The organism is Sporosarcina sp. 179-K 3D1 HS (assembly GCF_047228905.1).
Taxonomy (GTDB): Bacteria; Bacillota; Bacilli; order Bacillales_A; family Planococcaceae; genus Sporosarcina.
The window spans coordinates 15849-33092 of the sequence record NZ_JBFEGI010000009.1 but is presented as its reverse complement, the minus strand read 5'-3'; the positions used below and the strand labels follow the sequence as shown (position 1 = coordinate 33092).

Below are 17244 nucleotides of genomic sequence, written 5' to 3'. Positions count from 1 at the left end.
ACAACTTTTGGTTGATTAATTAATCAATTACTAACCAATGTTCGGACTCATTCCATGAAAATTTAATTTGTTCACCGTAATCCCACTTCCTATTACTTCCAACCTCCTTCACAATAATCTCCTGCCCAAATTCACTTTCAATATGATAACGATACTCATCCCCTACATAAATCGCTGATACAACAGTCCCTCGATAACCTTCTGTTGAATTTCCGGAAGTTATTTTGATCTGTTCTGGCCGTAGCATTAACCAAGCATTTTCAGACACCTGTGCTTTATAAATCTCATCTATTGGAATTTGAGCTCCGTTAGCCAAAATTAATAAAGCTCTTTCATTTAACATGTTTATTTTTCCTTCTAAAAGGTTAGCCGTTCCAAGAAATTCAGCCACAAAACGTGTCTTCGGCTTGCTATAAAGTTCTTTTGGTGAACCCATCTGTTCAATTTTACCGTCTCTTAAAATTAGCATTCGGTCTGACATTGTCATCGCTTCTTCTTGATCGTGCGTTACTGTAATCGTTGTAATCCCCAAAGAACGTTGTAACTTTCTAATTTCTACTTGAACATCTTGCCGAAGCTTCCGATCAAGGGCAGCTAGTGGTTCGTCTAATAGTAAAATAGAGGGTTCAAAAACATAGGATCGTGCCAAGGCCACGCGCTGTTGCTGACCCCCTGATAATTCGTTCGGTTTCCGTTTTGCGTAATTTTCCAACCGAACGAGTTCTAGAGCTTTTTTTACTCTTATTTCAATCTCATCCTTTGGTACTTTACGAACAGTCAGTGGGAAAGCAACATTTTGAAAAACAGTTAAATGGGGAAAAAGTGCATAATTTTGAAAAACCAGCCCTACATTTCGCTTATGCGAAGGTTGATTAGTTACATCAATATTTCCAATCTTGATCCGTCCACGTGTAGGAGTTTCAAAACCTGCTATCATCGTCAATATGGTTGTTTTACCTGATCCACTTGGGCCTAAAATGGCAATAAATTCGCCATTTTTCACTTCTAAATCAACCTCACTTACCGCAATAACATCACCATATTCCTTTGATAATCCATCCAAAATTATTTCACTCATAATCTATCTCCTTATCTAGTGATATAACTTTTCGCTCTCATCTTACCGAGCTCTGTAATATAGCGATCAATTTCATTGAAAGGCTTTTTATGCTAGCTTTGTCATTACTTCTCGAAAAAAACATACTAATTGTACGGTATGTTGATTACAAATAAAACAAAAAACAATGAGCATACTGGTCAGTTAGTATTCAAGTAATGTCATGTTACAATATATTTCTACTCATTGCAACAAGATTTTGAATAAACTGATAAAATTTAAGATATCTTTACCGATCTTTAATCAATTACTCAACTTTCGTACAATGAAATCGGCAAATATGTCGCCAAGTTTATTGCCTGTATGCTCTTTCCAGCTTTGGAGAAAGTAGTGGAAGAGCTCCTCGATACAATATTTAGCAAATCCCCCGCCCTTGTTTCACGACTTTTAAAAAAGGTCAAAGAACTTATTACGCAATCAAGCAACAAGGATTACTGAGTCATCAACACAATTGATCTCACTTTCATAAGGAGCGTCAATAGAGGGTAAATCCTTTACTAATAACTTCATTTTCTATTATTCTCTTTCAATGATAGTGGCTATTCCTTGTCCACCTCCTATACATGCCGTAATTAATGCATATTTCTGTTCAGTGCGTTTTAGTTCATAAAGTGCTTTTGTTACTAATATCGCTCCCGTCGCTCCTAGAGGATGACCATGTGCAATTGCTCCGCCAGATACGTTTAATTTTTCTTGATTAAAATTTAATTCTCTATCACAAGCAAGTACCTGGCTTGCAAATGCTTCATTAAGTTCAATAATATCCATATCTTCTAATATCAGTGCTGATTTCTCTAATACTTTCTGCGTTGCGAGTACGGGTCCAATGCCCATTACATTTGGATCAACACCGACGACAGCTGAGTGACGTATAGTTGCTAAAGGGGTTATCCCCAGTTCCTCCGCCTTCTCCCTTGACATAATCACGAGGGCAGAAGCTGCATCATTTACACCGGAACTACTTCCTGCTGTGACTGTACCGTCATTCTTAAATACTGGAGGCAATTTAGCTAGCCCTTCTAATGTTGTGTCAGGCCGCGGATGTTCGTCTTTATTAAACATCAATGGCTCGGCATTACGTTGTGGTATAAATATCGGAACAATTTGTTCATCGAACCTACCTTCTTCCGTCGCAATTGCCATTCTTTGCTGGCTTCTGAGAGCATATTCATCTTGTTCTTCGCGAGAAATATTATATTTTTCCGCTAAGTTTTCTGCCGTGATTCCCATGGGCGGATCGCCAATTTCCACTGGTGACAATGGGGACTTTCGGAACTTTGGAGGAACAGAACTGTACGCTCTTTCCAGTCGTTCCATTAAGTATGGGGCCCTACTCATACTCTCTATCCCCCCTGCAACATAAACATCTCCCTCCCCGGATCGGATGGCCTGGGCTGCTATATTTATAGCATTTATACCCGATCCACATTGGCGATCAACTGTTAGTCCGGGTAAATGCAGCGATAAACCCGTTTGCAAGGCGGTTAATCTCGCAATATTTCCACCTCCGCTCATTACATTCCCCAAAATGACGTCATCTATAATATTGGCTTCAATGTTTGCTCTTTTGACCGCTTCTTTAATTACTTCTGCACCAAAAACATGGGGTGCTACTGTAGCCAAAGCTCCACCTTGTCTTCCTATCGCTGTTCGAACAGCCGAAACAATCACTGCATCCCTCTTCATGGATAATACCTCTCCCTCAATAAAATTATTTTCTCCAAAATGACCTTAACTCTTTTAATTCCACTAAATTGGATACATTATATATAACACTATAATTTGATATTTTTATTTCATTTTTATCTTCTGAAATTTAGTTTAGATGAAATAGAGCCCATAATAAATGGAAAGGAAGGAGATCAATAATTCCCAAATTATTACTGTCAATGTTGAACAAAACCTTGCTAATATTACGATTGATTGTCAAGAAGTTCCTTTTCAAATTTCACGACCCGAATATCCATTTTTAACCTTTTCCTGAATAAGTCTTGCTGGTTTGTCTTCTTCCTTACCTGTGTCGTTGTAGTGCTCCATTCTTCCTATCCCTGTATGAGCATTAATTAATGAAACAAAGCCGTTATGAGTTCTTCCCAATTGCTCTAACACAACAGCCATTCCTTCCGCATTCAATCCTATACCACTATATTCTTAGCTTCTTCTTCTCCAATTTGTTGGACATAGTTTTCACTTCTTTCTTTACAAAGTTCTTGATCATCATCTTCATTTGCTGCAGTTCATCTATCATAGTTTGCGGTATTTTCAACACTCCTTTAAAAGTTTCGTAGTTTAGTCAGTTATGTACTTATATTACATGCAACTTACGTGCCAACAAGCAAAAAATAAAAAAATAAGTTGTTTTTCTATTATCCCCTGACGTGAAAGCGCTTTCTCCTCCTTCAAAGTTTTGCCGTTAAGTTTTTGAATGAATAAATTACTCAAGAAACTCAAAAAAACAATTCAATATTGAATCGCATGATTCAATATTGAATTGCTTTCTAGTCAATATGATTTTCAACCATAACTACTCATTCGACAGCAAGGCATTCTTCGAAGAGTTCACCCCATTTTTACGATTCCATAGCGAGGTTGGTGTACTTTCAAATATTCATGTAGGAAAAATCAATCAAAATAAATGCAATATTTCTTCATCTTTCTAACACTCCTATGTTTGCTTCTTCAGTTTCTTTTTTTTCAGTAGAATACATCGCCAATTAGAACCTGGCGTTTTCTAAAATGATCGCAATGCCTTGTCCGCCGCCAATACAAAGCGATTACACCCAATGAAACAATTTTAGCTAAAGGCTGTAAATTATGCTCTTTCACATATTTTTCTGAGGCAAGTACAACAGCAGCTCGTTAATACCACTTGCATTGCCCGGCGGTACCGTGCCGTCCTTCTTAAAAGCGGGTTTCAGTTTCCCCAAGTCTGCTACAGTTGTACCTTCACGGATATGCTCATCGGTATCAAAAAGGACTTCCTCTCCTCTTTTTCCTTTTACTTTCATGGGCACAATTTCCTCTGCAAACCGGCCGCTGTCTCGTGCTCGTATCGCTTTTTCCTGTGATTGAACTGAAAAGGCATCTTGTTCTTCCCGTGAAATATCATATTGGACCGCCAGATTCTCGGCTGTCATACCCATTCCACATCCGACATATTGATTCATTAATGTATCCCAAAGTATGTCATCTACTAAAGGCGCTTTGTTGGGTGAGCCAAAACGCGTTCCTCTCAGTACATGAGGAGCAAGACTCATATTTTCTGCTTCTCCGGCAATAATCACATTCGCATCCCCTGCCGCAAGAGCCTGTGCCCCGATACAATAGATTGCAAACCTAAACCACACAAGCGATTCAAAGTCAAAGCACCCGCAGACTCATTCATTCCACTTTTCAACCCGATATGCCTTGCCAAATAAGCAGAGCTGCCACTCGTTTGTATAATGTTCTCGAAGATGATTTCTTCGATAAAATAGGTACCTGTGCATCACACAACTCAGATACAATTCGGAATCGTTCCTGAACCTCGTGATGCACGGGTACCCTTATTATGCCTTCATACTAGGGGCGCTGACTTTCTACCTCTCAAGAACATGTATATCATCGCACCTAAAATAATGACGTAACCGATTAAACTATACCGATCCGGTCCTTCTCCAAAAATGGTAAAGCTTAAAACCGTCGTAAAGATGACCGTAGAATATGTAAAAATCGATATATCACGAGCGGGTGCATATTTGTACGCTAGCGTAATCCCAAATTGACCGACAGTCGCAAATAAACCTGCGAGCAATAAATACGTTAACTGTTTACCTGTCATTGGTTCATACAGCCAAAGTAGAAACGGTAATAACACGACAGTTGAAAAGAAGGAAAAATAAAAGACAACCGTATAAAATTTTTCCCGATTCCCTAACACTCGTAAGAACGTATAGGCAGCCGCTGCGAATATAGCCGACAAAACGCCAACCAGATAGGGAACGAAGTCAACAGAAAAAGAAGGCTTGACGATAAAAAGCATCCCGATAAACGCCATGACAATCGTTACCATTTGGAATGGTAACACTTTTTCCTTTAAAAATATGGCTGAAAAAATAATGACTAAAAACGGACTCATTTTGTTTAACATGTCCGCATCGGACAACACAAGATGGTCGATTGCATAAAAAAGAAAGATGATGCCCAGCGTCCCAAATATCGAACGGCTTAGCAAAACAAGTTGGTTTTCCCGTTTACCAAATAAACTTTCCTTATTATAAATGACTAGGACAAATGCGATCACTGCTGATATCAAATTTCGAAAAAACGTTTTTTGGACAGAAGGAAGATCTCCCGACAACTTTACAAACAACGTCATAATCGCAAATCCGATAGATGAAATAAGCATTAATAAAATCCCTTTTACTATGTTGTTCACAAAAGTACACCCCTAAAACCTTCTCATTTACAACTACCCAGCCGCGCACGACTCATCAAGTATCTATAACTTTAGAAGAGAGTTCAAGTGTACTGACTTTTTAGCACCTAAAGAATAGTGTTAGGTACCCATGTGCCAGATATTCATGGTTGTTCAATAAAACGTGAATGTTTGACACAGGTACCAAAAATCATTTCTCTTTTTTGCATAATAAAAAGAACGCTCGGATGGACGTTCTTTTGCTTGAATATAAAAGTGTTATTGATGTTTAGTGTTAGGTACCAGGTTCTAAAACAATTTAGAATTGATTTAGAACCTTTTCTTCGGGATGGCCCTTTTTAGTTAGTAGAGGGCTTCATTTTTCTTGGGTTTACAAAATAAATCATAATGGCAGAAAGAAGACTCAGTATACTTAAATAGCCAAATACAATAATAAAGTTATGACTAGTTTGATCTATTAAAAATCCACTTATAGAAGGTCCTAAAATTCCAGCCGCAAAACCATATCCCGTAAATAAATAACCAAAGATTAAGCCAAAGTTTTGCAAGCCAAAGCATTCGGTTGCTAAAGGTGCAGAGCAAGCAAATAAAGTTCCAAAGGCAAATCCAATAATGGAAACTAAGATACAAATTACTATAATTGAATTTACTTGTGGCAAGGCAATATAGGCTAACCCTGATAATGCAAAGGTTAAACTCATTAGTAGATTTCTAGGTATGTAATCAGATAAGATACCCGAAATTATACGACTAAAACCATTGGTTAGATTGAAAGCAGTTAAGACTAAAATGGCAAGAGTCGCATCAAAGCCTTTATTCATTCCGAAAACCACCGCAAGTGAAATCATGCTAATGCCAACTGCTCCTTGAAAAGCCCATGTAGACCAAAACATCCAAAATTCTTTTGATTTGAGAGCTTGTTGTAAACTAAGAGAATGTCCTTTGTTAATAGAACCTATATTTTGCTTTGCAAATTCTGCAGTATTTTCATCCCTGATGAATAAAGCAACAATGATCCCAACCGTAAGAGTTAACGTAAATACAATCAGATTCATTGAGAAATAGTCGTATTTGATTAACATCGCACTAAAAACGGGTGACATGATCGCAGCAGAAATACCAAAGCTGAAATTTACAAGACCCGTAACCAAACCAGGTTTAGTGGGATAATTTTTTTGGACTGCCGTTAAAACCGGTGTATAAATCAAGCTGCTTCCAATCCCCATTAAAAACGCCCAGAGATATACCATGAAAATACTAGTTGCAAAGGCGGCTACAAGTAAAGATACACCACATACAATTGTTCCAATTGTAGCAATAAGCCTTGTACTAATTTTTTTATGTAATTTCCCTATATAAAACGCACCCAGGCCAAGCGCAAACAAAATAAAAAACATGCTATTGCTAACTTGACCTTGTGTGACATTTAATTTCTCCTGCCAATACACTCCCATTAGTCCAGGGTAGCCGAATACTAAGGCGCCAGGTAAAAAAATTACTGCAACACAGCCGATTACGGAAATAATATTTTTATTCATTTCACGATCACTCCCTTCACCAATAAACCATTAATTGTATCTTGTAGCTTAATAACTTTGGAGAAATTAAGGCACCCGGTGTTGCCAAACGCTGCGCTTTTTGGCGCAAAGGACGTTTATCCGGGTGCCTGGTCTAATTCAAATCCTAATGCAGCTGCGTCTTATTCCCCACTTGAATCTTCGGTATTGTTATTAGATGTGTCATGAAGAGCTTCATTTTGCAAAAAACTATCATACTTCATGAAGAATGTTGAAATATGAGCACGTTTTAAAATATCATTCACACCAAAGTTTTCAAAAGTCTTATTGGAAGCATCATATCCATTCGAGATATTCGCCTCATACATGAATTGCACAGCTTCTTCCAGACTGATATACGGATCGCCAAAATGGAAAGAAGCTAAAATTTGTGCCATTTTACTCCGTGTGATTGGCTTATTTGCCTTTTCCATATTTCCCAGACTTCCTTCCACCGGCAGTTGATATTCAGCTGCTAATTGATAAGGAACCGAAGCCCAGTGTTTTGATTGTGGGACAGTAGTCGATAGCTCATCGGGTTTGGCATAACGGAATAAAATCGCCAGGAATTGTGCTTCCGTTAAATTGTCCATAGGTTTCAAATATCTTCGATCATTGATAACGCTGCCGGATATCAACCCTTTTTCGACAGACCATAAAATGGGCTCGGACCAGTATTCTCCCTCTTTGTAATCCACAAAGCCTTGGACGGTATATTCCTTCGTATTCTCTTTCTTAATCCACATATTGCCCTTATCAGTTTTGATCAAGTACCAGTCAGCCTTTTCTCCAACTACAGAAACTCTTTGTGGTGCCAATGTCAGGTTAGCTGATTGGAGTGGCTTGGAATATAATGTCGTGTTCTTCAATAAATCAACTCTTACATCACTTAAATGAACAAGCTTCTGCTTATCCAACCAAAGTTGATAACTCTCCGTTGCGGCATATAGAGGTACCGCTTCATGCTGTTTCCAAATCCGGTCAAATGCGCTGATGGGAACGTTCGTCTCCCCTGCATACTTCCCAAGCTCCGGTGTCAAAGCCGGCTTGCCAAACTTTTCTATAAACCAATCTGCCGATGCACCGATGGCTCTGTTTTGGCTAAACATTAATTGATACCCTGTCATGCTAGCTATTTTAGTACTTATGACTCTATCACGCTGTCTATTTTTATAATCCCTCTTATAATCCCAATATAAAACCTCACCTGAAGAGTGGTAGTCCAAGAGCATCTGTGGATTTACCTCCCCAACCAACTTCATAACGGCTTGTACTTCTGCGATTTGGCCAGGCTTGGAACCTTTATGATTTTTCCAAAACGGATTTGCGGGACTGTTTTGTATTTTATTCCAATCCGTATCGTAATTCCGATTCGGGTCAATCCCTTGGGCATTTGCTTTCCACCGCTTAAAATCCTTGCTGCCATTATTCATTTTAATCAATTGATTATGGACTTCTTTCGGGAAGGCGCTTAACCCTTTTTGTTGCAATGTAACGCCGTCCGGATTCACCATAGGAATAAACCAAATCGTCGTGTGATCTAGGACGTCCTTTACATGGTAGCCTTTTATGGATTGCTTGCTTTGATAAGCAGCAGCGTATTTGTAAGCCATATGCATTGTTAAAATAGTGGAGATCCATTCTCTAGCGTGGTGGGAGCCTGTAACTAACAGTGTAGAATCCCCTTTTCCAACTTTCACAGCCCAAATATCTCTGCCATACGCAGTCTTGCCAAGGGATTTATATTCCACTAACTCCGGGTAATCCTTTGCTAACTGCTGGATATCCCTCGTCATTTTCTCATATGTATATTCTTGTTTTGGCGTACTGATATAATACTTTGATTGTGCCATTGTGATACTACTGAAATTAAATAGAAATAAAGAAAAAACAATGAAACTTGCAACGATTTTTTTCAACAAAATGTCCCCCTACCTACTGCAAAAATGAATTAGCCATCAGTATTAAGTCCTTTCTATAAACTGCGTAAGTTCATCTTTACTCTGTTTATTTACAATTGTACATCTATTTTATCATGATAAATGAATACGTCATTAGAAACTTCCGATGATAAAGTGTAGAACCTAGTTTTTTAGAACCTGACACTTTTTTAAAATAAAAGCACTTGGATTAGTGCGCCATAATAAACACCTCAGCCCCGCTAGCATATAGCTCCGTCTCTCTTTATCTATCGGGAAGGCTCTTAGTAATCATGAAAATGGCTTGAACTGCGGTTCTTTCCTAATTCCCCCCACAAAAACAAGAACATGCACCTCAACTAATAGACGTTCAAAATTATTTCACAGACAATGTATCCTTTTTGACCCCTCCCATCTATATAGAGGGCAAAGGGGGAATATACAATGAAACATTACCTAAAGGAGTACTCAAAATTCACTACGATCGCAGAAATGGACGCAGCCGCCGAGCAACACCTTTCACTTCACTGGGACAACCTGACAAAGTCAGACCGCCAAGTGCTCGACGTCATCCGCCGCTACTCTGTCAAATACGGCGCTGCCCATTTGAAACACGGAACGATCGAAAACGCCACCGGGAAATCAAACATTACCGTCCGACGCGCCATCCGGAAACTCGTCAACTTGCACATCATCGAAAAGGTCCACTACATCCGCCCTGTCATGAGCGGGCTCGGCGCCAACATCTACATTATTTTACCGTTCGATGACCAGGGGAAAATGAACGACCGTGACCATGACGACAAACCGCATGACAACGGGGAAAACGAGCAGATTTCCGAAAACGAAGCTCTACTTTCTAAATCTCTATTAAAATCTAAAGATCTTAACTACACGTCTCAGGGTGAACCGTCAAAGTTATCCACAAGTCTATTCAGTCGAATGAAAGATCTGCTTGCCGGAACAATCGGTGACACAAAATCCGCCCGTGAATTTTACGGAATTCATAGGGCCATCTCTATCAGAATGCTGAAGTACGAAATTTATAAAGACGACAAGCCTGTCTTCGAAGACCTTGCCTACCGCGCGCTCATGATTACTGTCATGGCAACGAAAAAGAAAGCAGTCCGGAATTTGCCTGGCTATTTCAAAGGCGTCCTGGACAAGTTGGTCGACGAGACGTATTTCAAGGACGTCTTCATGCTGTTTGATGTGCCGGTGGAAGGGTTTTATTGCCCGGAGTGAGGTATTTTTGCGTTGCGTTGAGGAAATGTGCTGTTAACAGAAAAAAGAAGAGCAGCGTATGCTCCCCTTCTAATTTATGTAAAACTTTCACCATCAGATTGAATACTATATCTTACTCTCTACTTAAATTATACCACCATCAGATCATTATTTATAGACTGTTTTTCCTCCATACCACGTCCTATACTGTAATACGCAAGTCAATAAGTATAAGGGGTGTATTTATATGAATGACAACAAAAATGTCTTAGATCCTGGCCCATTCTTTCACGGAACAAAAGTAAAACTGAATATTGGAGACATGCTTGAGCCTTTCCACTTATCCAATTATCAGGATAAAAAATCTAATTATATATATTTTACTGCAACATTGGATGCTGCTAAATGGGGTGCAGAATTAGCAAAATCTAAATCAAAAGAAAGGATTTATATCGTAGAACCAACAGGTGATTTTGAAAATGATCCGAACTTAACAGACAAGAGATTTCCTGGAAACCCAACACGGTCCTATAGGTCTAAATCTCCTTTGAAAATAGTAGCGGAATTAGGCTCCTGGGAAAGACATTCTGATGAAGAAATAAATCATATGCTTACATCTTTACAAAAGTTAAGTGAACAAGGGAAAAATGTGATATACGATTGACAGAAGGGTGCCTGTGCGCAAAACAACTTCGAAACAATTCAGAATTGTTTCGAAGTTGAATGTCACACAGGCACCTATAAAACCGGTACTTCCGCCTGCTTCACTTGGCGTGCAATTTTCTCGGTTAAACGCGTCGTCACTTTTGGCAGCACCATTTTAATGACAGGCGTCAATACAGCTCCTGTCAAGCCGCCAGCGTTTACTTCGATCGTTCCGGTCATCGTTGTCTCTTCCGCCGTTTCTTCGGCAGTGAATTCTCCGCTTCCCGTAAAATTATCCGTGAGCCCTTTCAACTCGAACCGAATCGTCGAAGGCTCTTGGAATTCTGTGATGTCCAACTCCATCTTGACTGTCTTTTTCAGCCCTTTGAAATTTCCTTCGAACGTCCAAACTGACAGATGTTCATTGATTTGCTCATGTTCCTTGTAGGCAGGAACGAGGGTCGCCCAGTTTTCGATTTGGCTGACATAATTCCATACATTTTCTACAGATGTTGGGATGATCACTGAATGCGATGCGAGTGCCATACACTTCACTACTTTCTTCTCTAATTAATAATGGGCATATCAATTAGTATTTTACCATCTTACACCACATCCGTGCATGAAACATGAAAGGTCAATTGCCTGCGATATTCAGGCACCAATCGAAATTTTCCCAAGCGGAATACCAGCCGGTGAAAAGCTCGCGCGAATCATCCCACCGAACTTCAAATTTCTTCTGCCCTTCTACTTCAACCAAATACAATGCCAGAGTAGGATCCGCTTTGGATGTCGCCAGCAACATGCCGTTTTGAAGTTCTTCCTCCGTCAACGGTACATCTGAAACCGAACGCACCTGGGCTTGTTCAAATACTTGCTTGTTACTGATTCTATAGTTCATAAGTAGCCTCCACTAAAACATTTATTCTTTACACCAGTTCTTCTTCTGCATATCACGGATGTACAGAAGTTTATTTTTATATTCTATATGTATTTGGTGATGAAATCAAAGGGGAAATGAATTGGATAATTGAGAGGTGCCCGTGCTTTATGTCCGCTTCCTTCTTTTAAATCTTACCTTGTAGTCCAATCCCTTCATTGACAACCCAATTTCCAGCAAATACGATGTATGACAAGAGGAGTGATACACATGGTACATTTGCAGCTAGTTACACATATCGATCAAGTCAAACAAAACCTGCAGCAATATCATTCTGAATTACAAAGCGGACAAATGTCACTCAACACAAATGGTGTTCAGCAATGGTATTATGTTCACGAGCTTGGCCTTTTTGGACCGAGTCGATATATCGGCTATGCTGACATTACGATACAAAGGCATGAGCGCGCGGGGCGGTTAAATGGCGGTGAAACGACACAAGCTTTAAATAAGTGGTTTAAACGCTGTGACGATCCTGAATTGTACGAAAAAATCACAAATAAATTAATAGACTACCTTTCACAATTTGATATGGACATCCGCCGTAATAGTCAAACGCGGAAACCTTCCTTTAAATTAAATCTCCTTAAAGAGGAAATTCCTGCGTTAAAGACATTGTATTTGTCCTCTACTACTCCGCAAAAGCAAAAAGAAGAGAACATACAGTGTCAAACATGTCAAAAAACATTTTACGAAGAGCCGTTTTTTGCTCATCATAATCGTGGCCCGTTTTGCTCGCAAAAATGCTTACCGATGGATGTTCACGCTGAAGAAATGGCGTCTGACTATATCAATTATGTCGAGAACTATCGAGAATCAATAGAAGCCTACAATGAGATTTCAAATGTAAGCGAGCAAATTTCATTTATTCAAGAGCTAGAGCCACTCCTTATTTCACTTGAGCAATATACAGATAGTGAGCTACAAAATGAGTATGTCCCGTTGATCCAGCAGCTCGCCGAGAAATTCTACTCTCTTTCTGAAAACGCGGAGGCTTACTATACAGATGCGACACATCTTGATCAGCAAAAGGCTATTCATATTAATTGGAAAGTATTTGGAGATGAAGGCTTTCAGAAAGAACAATTACAAGATCTTCTGTCATCTATACTAGAAAAATTGAACAGTGTCGAAGCCCCCTTTACAATAATGGAGGATACGCCTTTAGCCATTAATTTTACATATTCGAATACGCTTTATTACACAAGCGAGAATGTTTCCCTTCATACTGACCAAGTATTAGACGATATTTATGTACATATTTGTCACTACTTAAACGAGTACGATTTAAGCTTTAATCTACATGATTATGTCAAAAATACCGTTGTAGCGGTTTGTCCAAAATGCTGTAACGAACGACTTCTTGAACATTTTAATCATAATGACGTTCAACTATTTTGTTGTCATGACTGCTAAAAAAGAAACAAGCGAGCTTCGAAATTAGCTCGCTTGTTTTTTTATTCATGTAAAGCCTCTATAAATCTCTTTAGACTGTCTTCAATACGATGACAATCTACAAGAAAGACTGTGACCTTCACACCATCATCACTTGTAAAACAAATAGTTTGCTGCTCATTCAATTCATTATTCATCGGATATAAAAGGCGGATATCATTTGTTCCATACTTTTTTGCATAGGCATACATTTGGTACATGTCCGCTTGTGAAATACCGTAATTGCTAGACACGGAATTCGCCAATAGCTTCCACTTCGTATCAATGATTACTGTATGCTGTTTTGTATTATTTCGCAAAACAATATCCGGTCTTAATGCAAATTTATCCTCAAACAAATAATACTTGCGGTCCTGTAAAGAAATCGTCCATTCATCTAACTTGAGAAGCCTCTTCAAATTCCGCGCTACATAATATTCAAATACACGATCCATCGGGAAAAGTAATGTTTGGACAAAGGACTCTCCTGAAAATGTCGTAAAGCTTTGATTGCTTAAAAAAATTCTAGACCAATTCAAAGGCGCCTCATAATATTTTGAATTCCGATCAATCTTCACTTGCGTAAAGTCTTTCTTTATATTCGATGATGATTCGATTGATTCAAAATGTATTAACAGCCTATACAAACCCTTTTTGTTTTCCGCACTCTCAGATTCCTTTGCTAACTTTTCTAATGTCTTCTTAATTAAACGATTTTCTGGTCTATTTAGCCCAAATTCATCATACTGCATGTAAAAGCGTTCCTTGTGCACCATATTATGCTTCATTTGTTGGGCAAAATTCATTTTCCCTTTAAACACCTTTACATTATCCTCTACCTCATAATAAGCAGACTTGAGGCCACGCTTCACAAGGTGCTGGACTTCCTTTATGAATAACGTAATAAAAATTTCAAAGATCGGCATTTTCTCTGTATTTAAATTCGCTTCATTGAATGTCTTGCTCGGAAAATCACGCAAGGTTTTTAGCATTTTCAAAAAGGTTTTTTTCGAATCCTCTTGGGTACCCCCATGAATTTTAGGCAAAATTTGAAGCTGCACGCGGTTGTTTAATGGCAATACGCCAACGTAATTTTTAGCCCTAATAATTTTCCCTACATTCTTTTTGGATGAGAGTGACAAAAAATCTATCGCGTCTCCACCGTCTTCTTCATTGAACGTTAAAACAAGATTCTCTAGCTGGATAAATGATGCGTTATCCAAATACACGGTTCCCGGGGCTTTCTTATTGGAAATGACATCATATTCCTTTAGCTCCACTACTTTTCTTTTCATTTAGATCACTCGTAAATCCCAATATAGCTCTGCTGGTCTTGAAAAGCTGCCCTCTGAATACAATATTTACTTTCAGGCAGATCCACATCAGGGCTCGCCTTAAATATTTTATCCATTTGAACCGGTGTATCCAAAATAAATTTAAAGTCATTAGCCTTCGCATTATCCCCTAAAATCAGCTGAATCTTACTGTAGTCTTCATAAAAGTATTCCTGTAAAAGCGGTATAATCGCATTTTCAAAAATACCGGCTAAATTAGCCAATGTGGGCTCCTTTTTCAAGCCAAGGAAATACGCATGGCCAATTGTATGTTCTCGGTCATAAAGCACTTCAATTCGTCTATTGATCGTATCTACCATCTTTTGAATATCGATACCTTCTACATGAATACCTTCTAGCACTTGAAGGTTCGGCATCATTTCAATAAAGCGGAAACGTCTTCTTAAAGCGGTATCCATCAAAGCAATCGAGCGATCGGCTGTGTTCATCGTCCCTATGATATAAACATTTTGCGGCACACCGAACTCTACCTTTGAATAGGGTAGCTGTACCTTCATTTGCTCAGGAGCTCCTAACCGCTTTGTTGGCTCAATTAACGTGATAAGCTCCCCAAGAATTTTAGAGATATTTCCACGGTTGATTTCATCAATAATAAATACATAGTTCTTCTTATTTTCTTCAATCGCTAAATCATCGTGTTCAGTCTTCGCATATCGTAAAATCAATTTATTAATTTCTTCTCTATTTATTTTCTTTAGCTCATATACAGTTGCTAAAGTTAAATTCGTTTGTTGATTAAATTTATAAACATCTTCCCATATGTCTTTCGCAATCCACTCTACTTTTCTGCTTCGCTTATAATAGTCTACTTGCTCCAACCACTCAGGTTCTCCTGTAATAAAACCAATTGCATCGATATGCTTTTGATCACCTAATGAAAGGACAATATCTCCGATGCTCATTTCATCATAAAAATCAGATACAATCTTTTTAACACTCGAATTGGGGAATTCCGTTTCATCGGTTATATTCGCACCTAAATCATCCCAACCGATACGGATATAATTATTTTCAAAGCAATCCCTTTTTGTTTGGACATCCTCTCTTCTGCCTAATGACACTTTCCAAATTCGAGCATCTGTTTGGAAACTTTTATTAGGGATCATTGAAGAGATTTCTAATTGCTGCGCCTGCTCGCATAATTGCTTAAATATGCCCGGCTCTATTTTATACCTCACCTGATCAGATTCTTCATCATCTAATACCGGTTTTATACCTTCCATAAATTCTTCATAACCAAATGATTGGTGGAATGTTGTAAATGCAATTTGACCTGCTTTTTTATAGGCCATATAACGTGCCAAAACTTCTTCATAAGATTCTGACACTAACTCTTCAATTGAGACATTTTCAATAATTGCTACTGCGTAAATAACTGTATGATACGTCTTCCCTGTGCCGGGTGGTCCATAGAGTACTATATTTTTTTCATACATCGATGTTTCCCCCACATCTGTTTTCGTATGTTTTACTTTCCCTACGACTAGATTGTAGTGATCCAATAGATTTCCGAATGCCACCTCTAATTTTTTATAGATCTGGGCATTAGTTAGTGCTTGTTGCTGAATTTGTTCATCTGTAAGTACATAGGCAAGTTGCACCTTTTTATATTCTCCATCACGTACCTTTTTTTGAACTTCCTCTGGCAATTCATTAGAAACCTCATCAACCCATCCATTATCCGGTTTTATATAGTAGCAATACGCACTATCTTGAATAAGCGGCTTCGTTAAAATTTTATGATGTTGATCAAAGTCTGCTTGCTTAGCCTTCTTTTCATCTAAATCAACAACAATTCTAAATTGCACACAATCGTCTACTTTTTCAGCAATGATTGAAATACTCGTTAAAACATGATTGTACTCCGCATCTTTCAACTGATTCCATAAGTACCGTCGAACAACATCATTTCCGCCCGTAAGCCACTTTGATTTCCTTTGATTTTCCATCCCGTACTTAAACGATAAACGAGCGGCTAATTTATGTAACTCCTCCGCTGCCGCACCACCACTTTCACGAATTGCTAAATATATAGCCTCTTCCTCTCCCTGGATTGAAATCGGATTTTTATATCGTTGGTTCGCATAGGTATGTAAATGTGTGATAATTTTACTAAAATCAATTTCAGAATCGCTATCTGTAAACGATTTATTTTTTATAAATAAACGATATTCATTTCCAATAAAATTAATCATCTCATCTATTACTATTTCTCTTCCATTTGCTAAAGTCACATAGCTTTGGATCTGATTATTTTGAAATTGCGGATATTCCTTAACGCCTTTAAATTCGCCGATATAGCTAATTCTTCGTTGATTACCGTTGATCCGCCTCAAATAGTTATGTATTTTTTTAGGATGATCTGCGTTAAAATGCTGAGAGATTCTTGCATTTTCAACGTTATTACTAGTCAATGTTTGAGCGCGTTTCTGAATATCCGCCTGCACCAAGGCGATTTCATCAATTGTTGTAGCACGATTCTGCTTAATCCTTTCATACGTCATCATTGCCGCAGCAACCCACACTGCTTGATTTACATTTAAATTCAACTCTCCACCTACTTTTAATTTTACTATTTCCATCCCACACTTAAGTATCCCATTTATTACAAGTATAATAGAGATGAATTAATATTAC

The 17244-nt window shown here is 38.5% G+C and carries 13 protein-coding genes and 1 pseudogene; 3 read left to right on the top strand and 11 right to left on the bottom strand.

Annotated features, from left to right (window positions below; genetic code table 11):
- Nucleotides 1–19 precede the first annotated feature (19 nt).
- The 7 genes and pseudogenes from AB1K83_RS12425 to AB1K83_RS12395 all read right to left on the bottom strand — a co-directional run bounded on the left by AB1K83_RS12425 (nucleotide 20) and on the right by AB1K83_RS12395 (nucleotide 9009).
- Nucleotides 20–1078: an ABC transporter ATP-binding protein gene (locus AB1K83_RS12425; protein ID WP_413058517.1), complete on the bottom strand. Its 1059-nt coding sequence runs from the start codon at nucleotides 1076–1078 to the stop codon at nucleotides 20–22.
- A gap of 555 nt (nucleotides 1079–1633) precedes the next feature.
- Nucleotides 1634–2803 carry a thiolase family protein gene (locus AB1K83_RS12420; protein ID WP_413058516.1) on the bottom strand — a complete coding sequence of 390 codons (1170 nt, stop codon included), beginning with the start codon at nucleotides 2801–2803 and terminating at the stop codon, nucleotides 1634–1636.
- Between the two features lie 255 nt (nucleotides 2804–3058).
- Nucleotides 3059–3250 carry a hypothetical protein gene (locus tag AB1K83_RS12415; RefSeq protein ID WP_413058515.1) on the bottom strand — a complete coding sequence of 64 codons (192 nt, stop codon included), beginning with the start codon at nucleotides 3248–3250 and terminating at the stop codon, nucleotides 3059–3061.
- A gap of 689 nt (nucleotides 3251–3939) precedes the next feature.
- Nucleotides 3940–4532 (bottom strand): annotated as a pseudogene (locus tag AB1K83_RS12410) (hypothetical protein).
- A 141-nt stretch (nucleotides 4533–4673) separates the two neighbouring features.
- Entirely contained in the window at nucleotides 4674–5534 is an 861-nt protein-coding gene (locus AB1K83_RS12405; RefSeq protein WP_413058514.1) for a DMT family transporter, read from the bottom strand.
- Between the two features lie 338 nt (nucleotides 5535–5872).
- Nucleotides 5873–7072, bottom strand: coding sequence for an MFS transporter (locus AB1K83_RS12400; protein WP_413058513.1), 1200 nt, complete (start codon nucleotides 7070–7072; stop codon nucleotides 5873–5875).
- A gap of 161 nt (nucleotides 7073–7233) precedes the next feature.
- Complete coding sequence (locus AB1K83_RS12395; protein ID WP_413058512.1) at nucleotides 7234–9009, bottom strand: M14 family zinc carboxypeptidase; 1776 nt, start codon at nucleotides 9007–9009, stop codon at nucleotides 7234–7236.
- Nucleotides 9010–9453: 444 nt separating this feature from the next.
- On the opposite strand from AB1K83_RS12395, the gene AB1K83_RS12390 reads away from it, so the two are divergent.
- Together AB1K83_RS12390 and arr are read left to right on the top strand one after the other, a co-directional pair.
- Nucleotides 9454–10254: a hypothetical protein gene (locus AB1K83_RS12390; protein WP_413058511.1), complete on the top strand. Its 801-nt coding sequence runs from the start codon at nucleotides 9454–9456 to the stop codon at nucleotides 10252–10254.
- A gap of 226 nt (nucleotides 10255–10480) precedes the next feature.
- Nucleotides 10481–10897, top strand: a complete 417-nt coding sequence (arr, locus tag AB1K83_RS12385; RefSeq protein WP_413058510.1) for an NAD(+)--rifampin ADP-ribosyltransferase — start codon at nucleotides 10481–10483, stop codon at nucleotides 10895–10897.
- A gap of 74 nt (nucleotides 10898–10971) precedes the next feature.
- Here the strand turns inward: arr and AB1K83_RS12380 are convergent, their stop codons facing one another.
- Complete coding sequence (locus AB1K83_RS12380) at nucleotides 10972–11424, bottom strand: SRPBCC family protein (RefSeq protein ID WP_413058509.1); 453 nt, start codon at nucleotides 11422–11424, stop codon at nucleotides 10972–10974.
- 91 nt (nucleotides 11425–11515) lie between these two features.
- Complete coding sequence (locus AB1K83_RS12375; RefSeq protein ID WP_413058508.1) at nucleotides 11516–11779, bottom strand: hypothetical protein; 264 nt, start codon at nucleotides 11777–11779, stop codon at nucleotides 11516–11518.
- A gap of 249 nt (nucleotides 11780–12028) precedes the next feature.
- Between AB1K83_RS12375 and AB1K83_RS12370 the strand changes: the two genes are divergently transcribed.
- A complete protein-coding gene (locus tag AB1K83_RS12370; RefSeq protein ID WP_413058507.1) occupies nucleotides 12029–13234 on the top strand; it encodes a hypothetical protein in 1206 nt (401 codons plus the stop codon).
- Nucleotides 13235–13275: 41 nt separating this feature from the next.
- Here the strand turns inward: AB1K83_RS12370 and AB1K83_RS12365 are convergent, their stop codons facing one another.
- Both AB1K83_RS12365 and AB1K83_RS12360 read right to left on the bottom strand, forming a co-directional pair.
- Nucleotides 13276–14547 (bottom strand): McrC family protein, encoded by a 1272-nt coding sequence (locus AB1K83_RS12365; protein ID WP_413058506.1) that lies wholly within the window; start codon nucleotides 14545–14547, stop codon nucleotides 13276–13278.
- A gap of 5 nt (nucleotides 14548–14552) precedes the next feature.
- The gene (locus AB1K83_RS12360) at nucleotides 14553–17189 is read right to left on the bottom strand and encodes an AAA family ATPase (RefSeq protein WP_413058505.1); all 2637 of its coding nucleotides are present in this window, start codon (nucleotides 17187–17189) and stop codon (nucleotides 14553–14555) included.
- Nucleotides 17190–17244 lie beyond the last annotated feature (55 nt).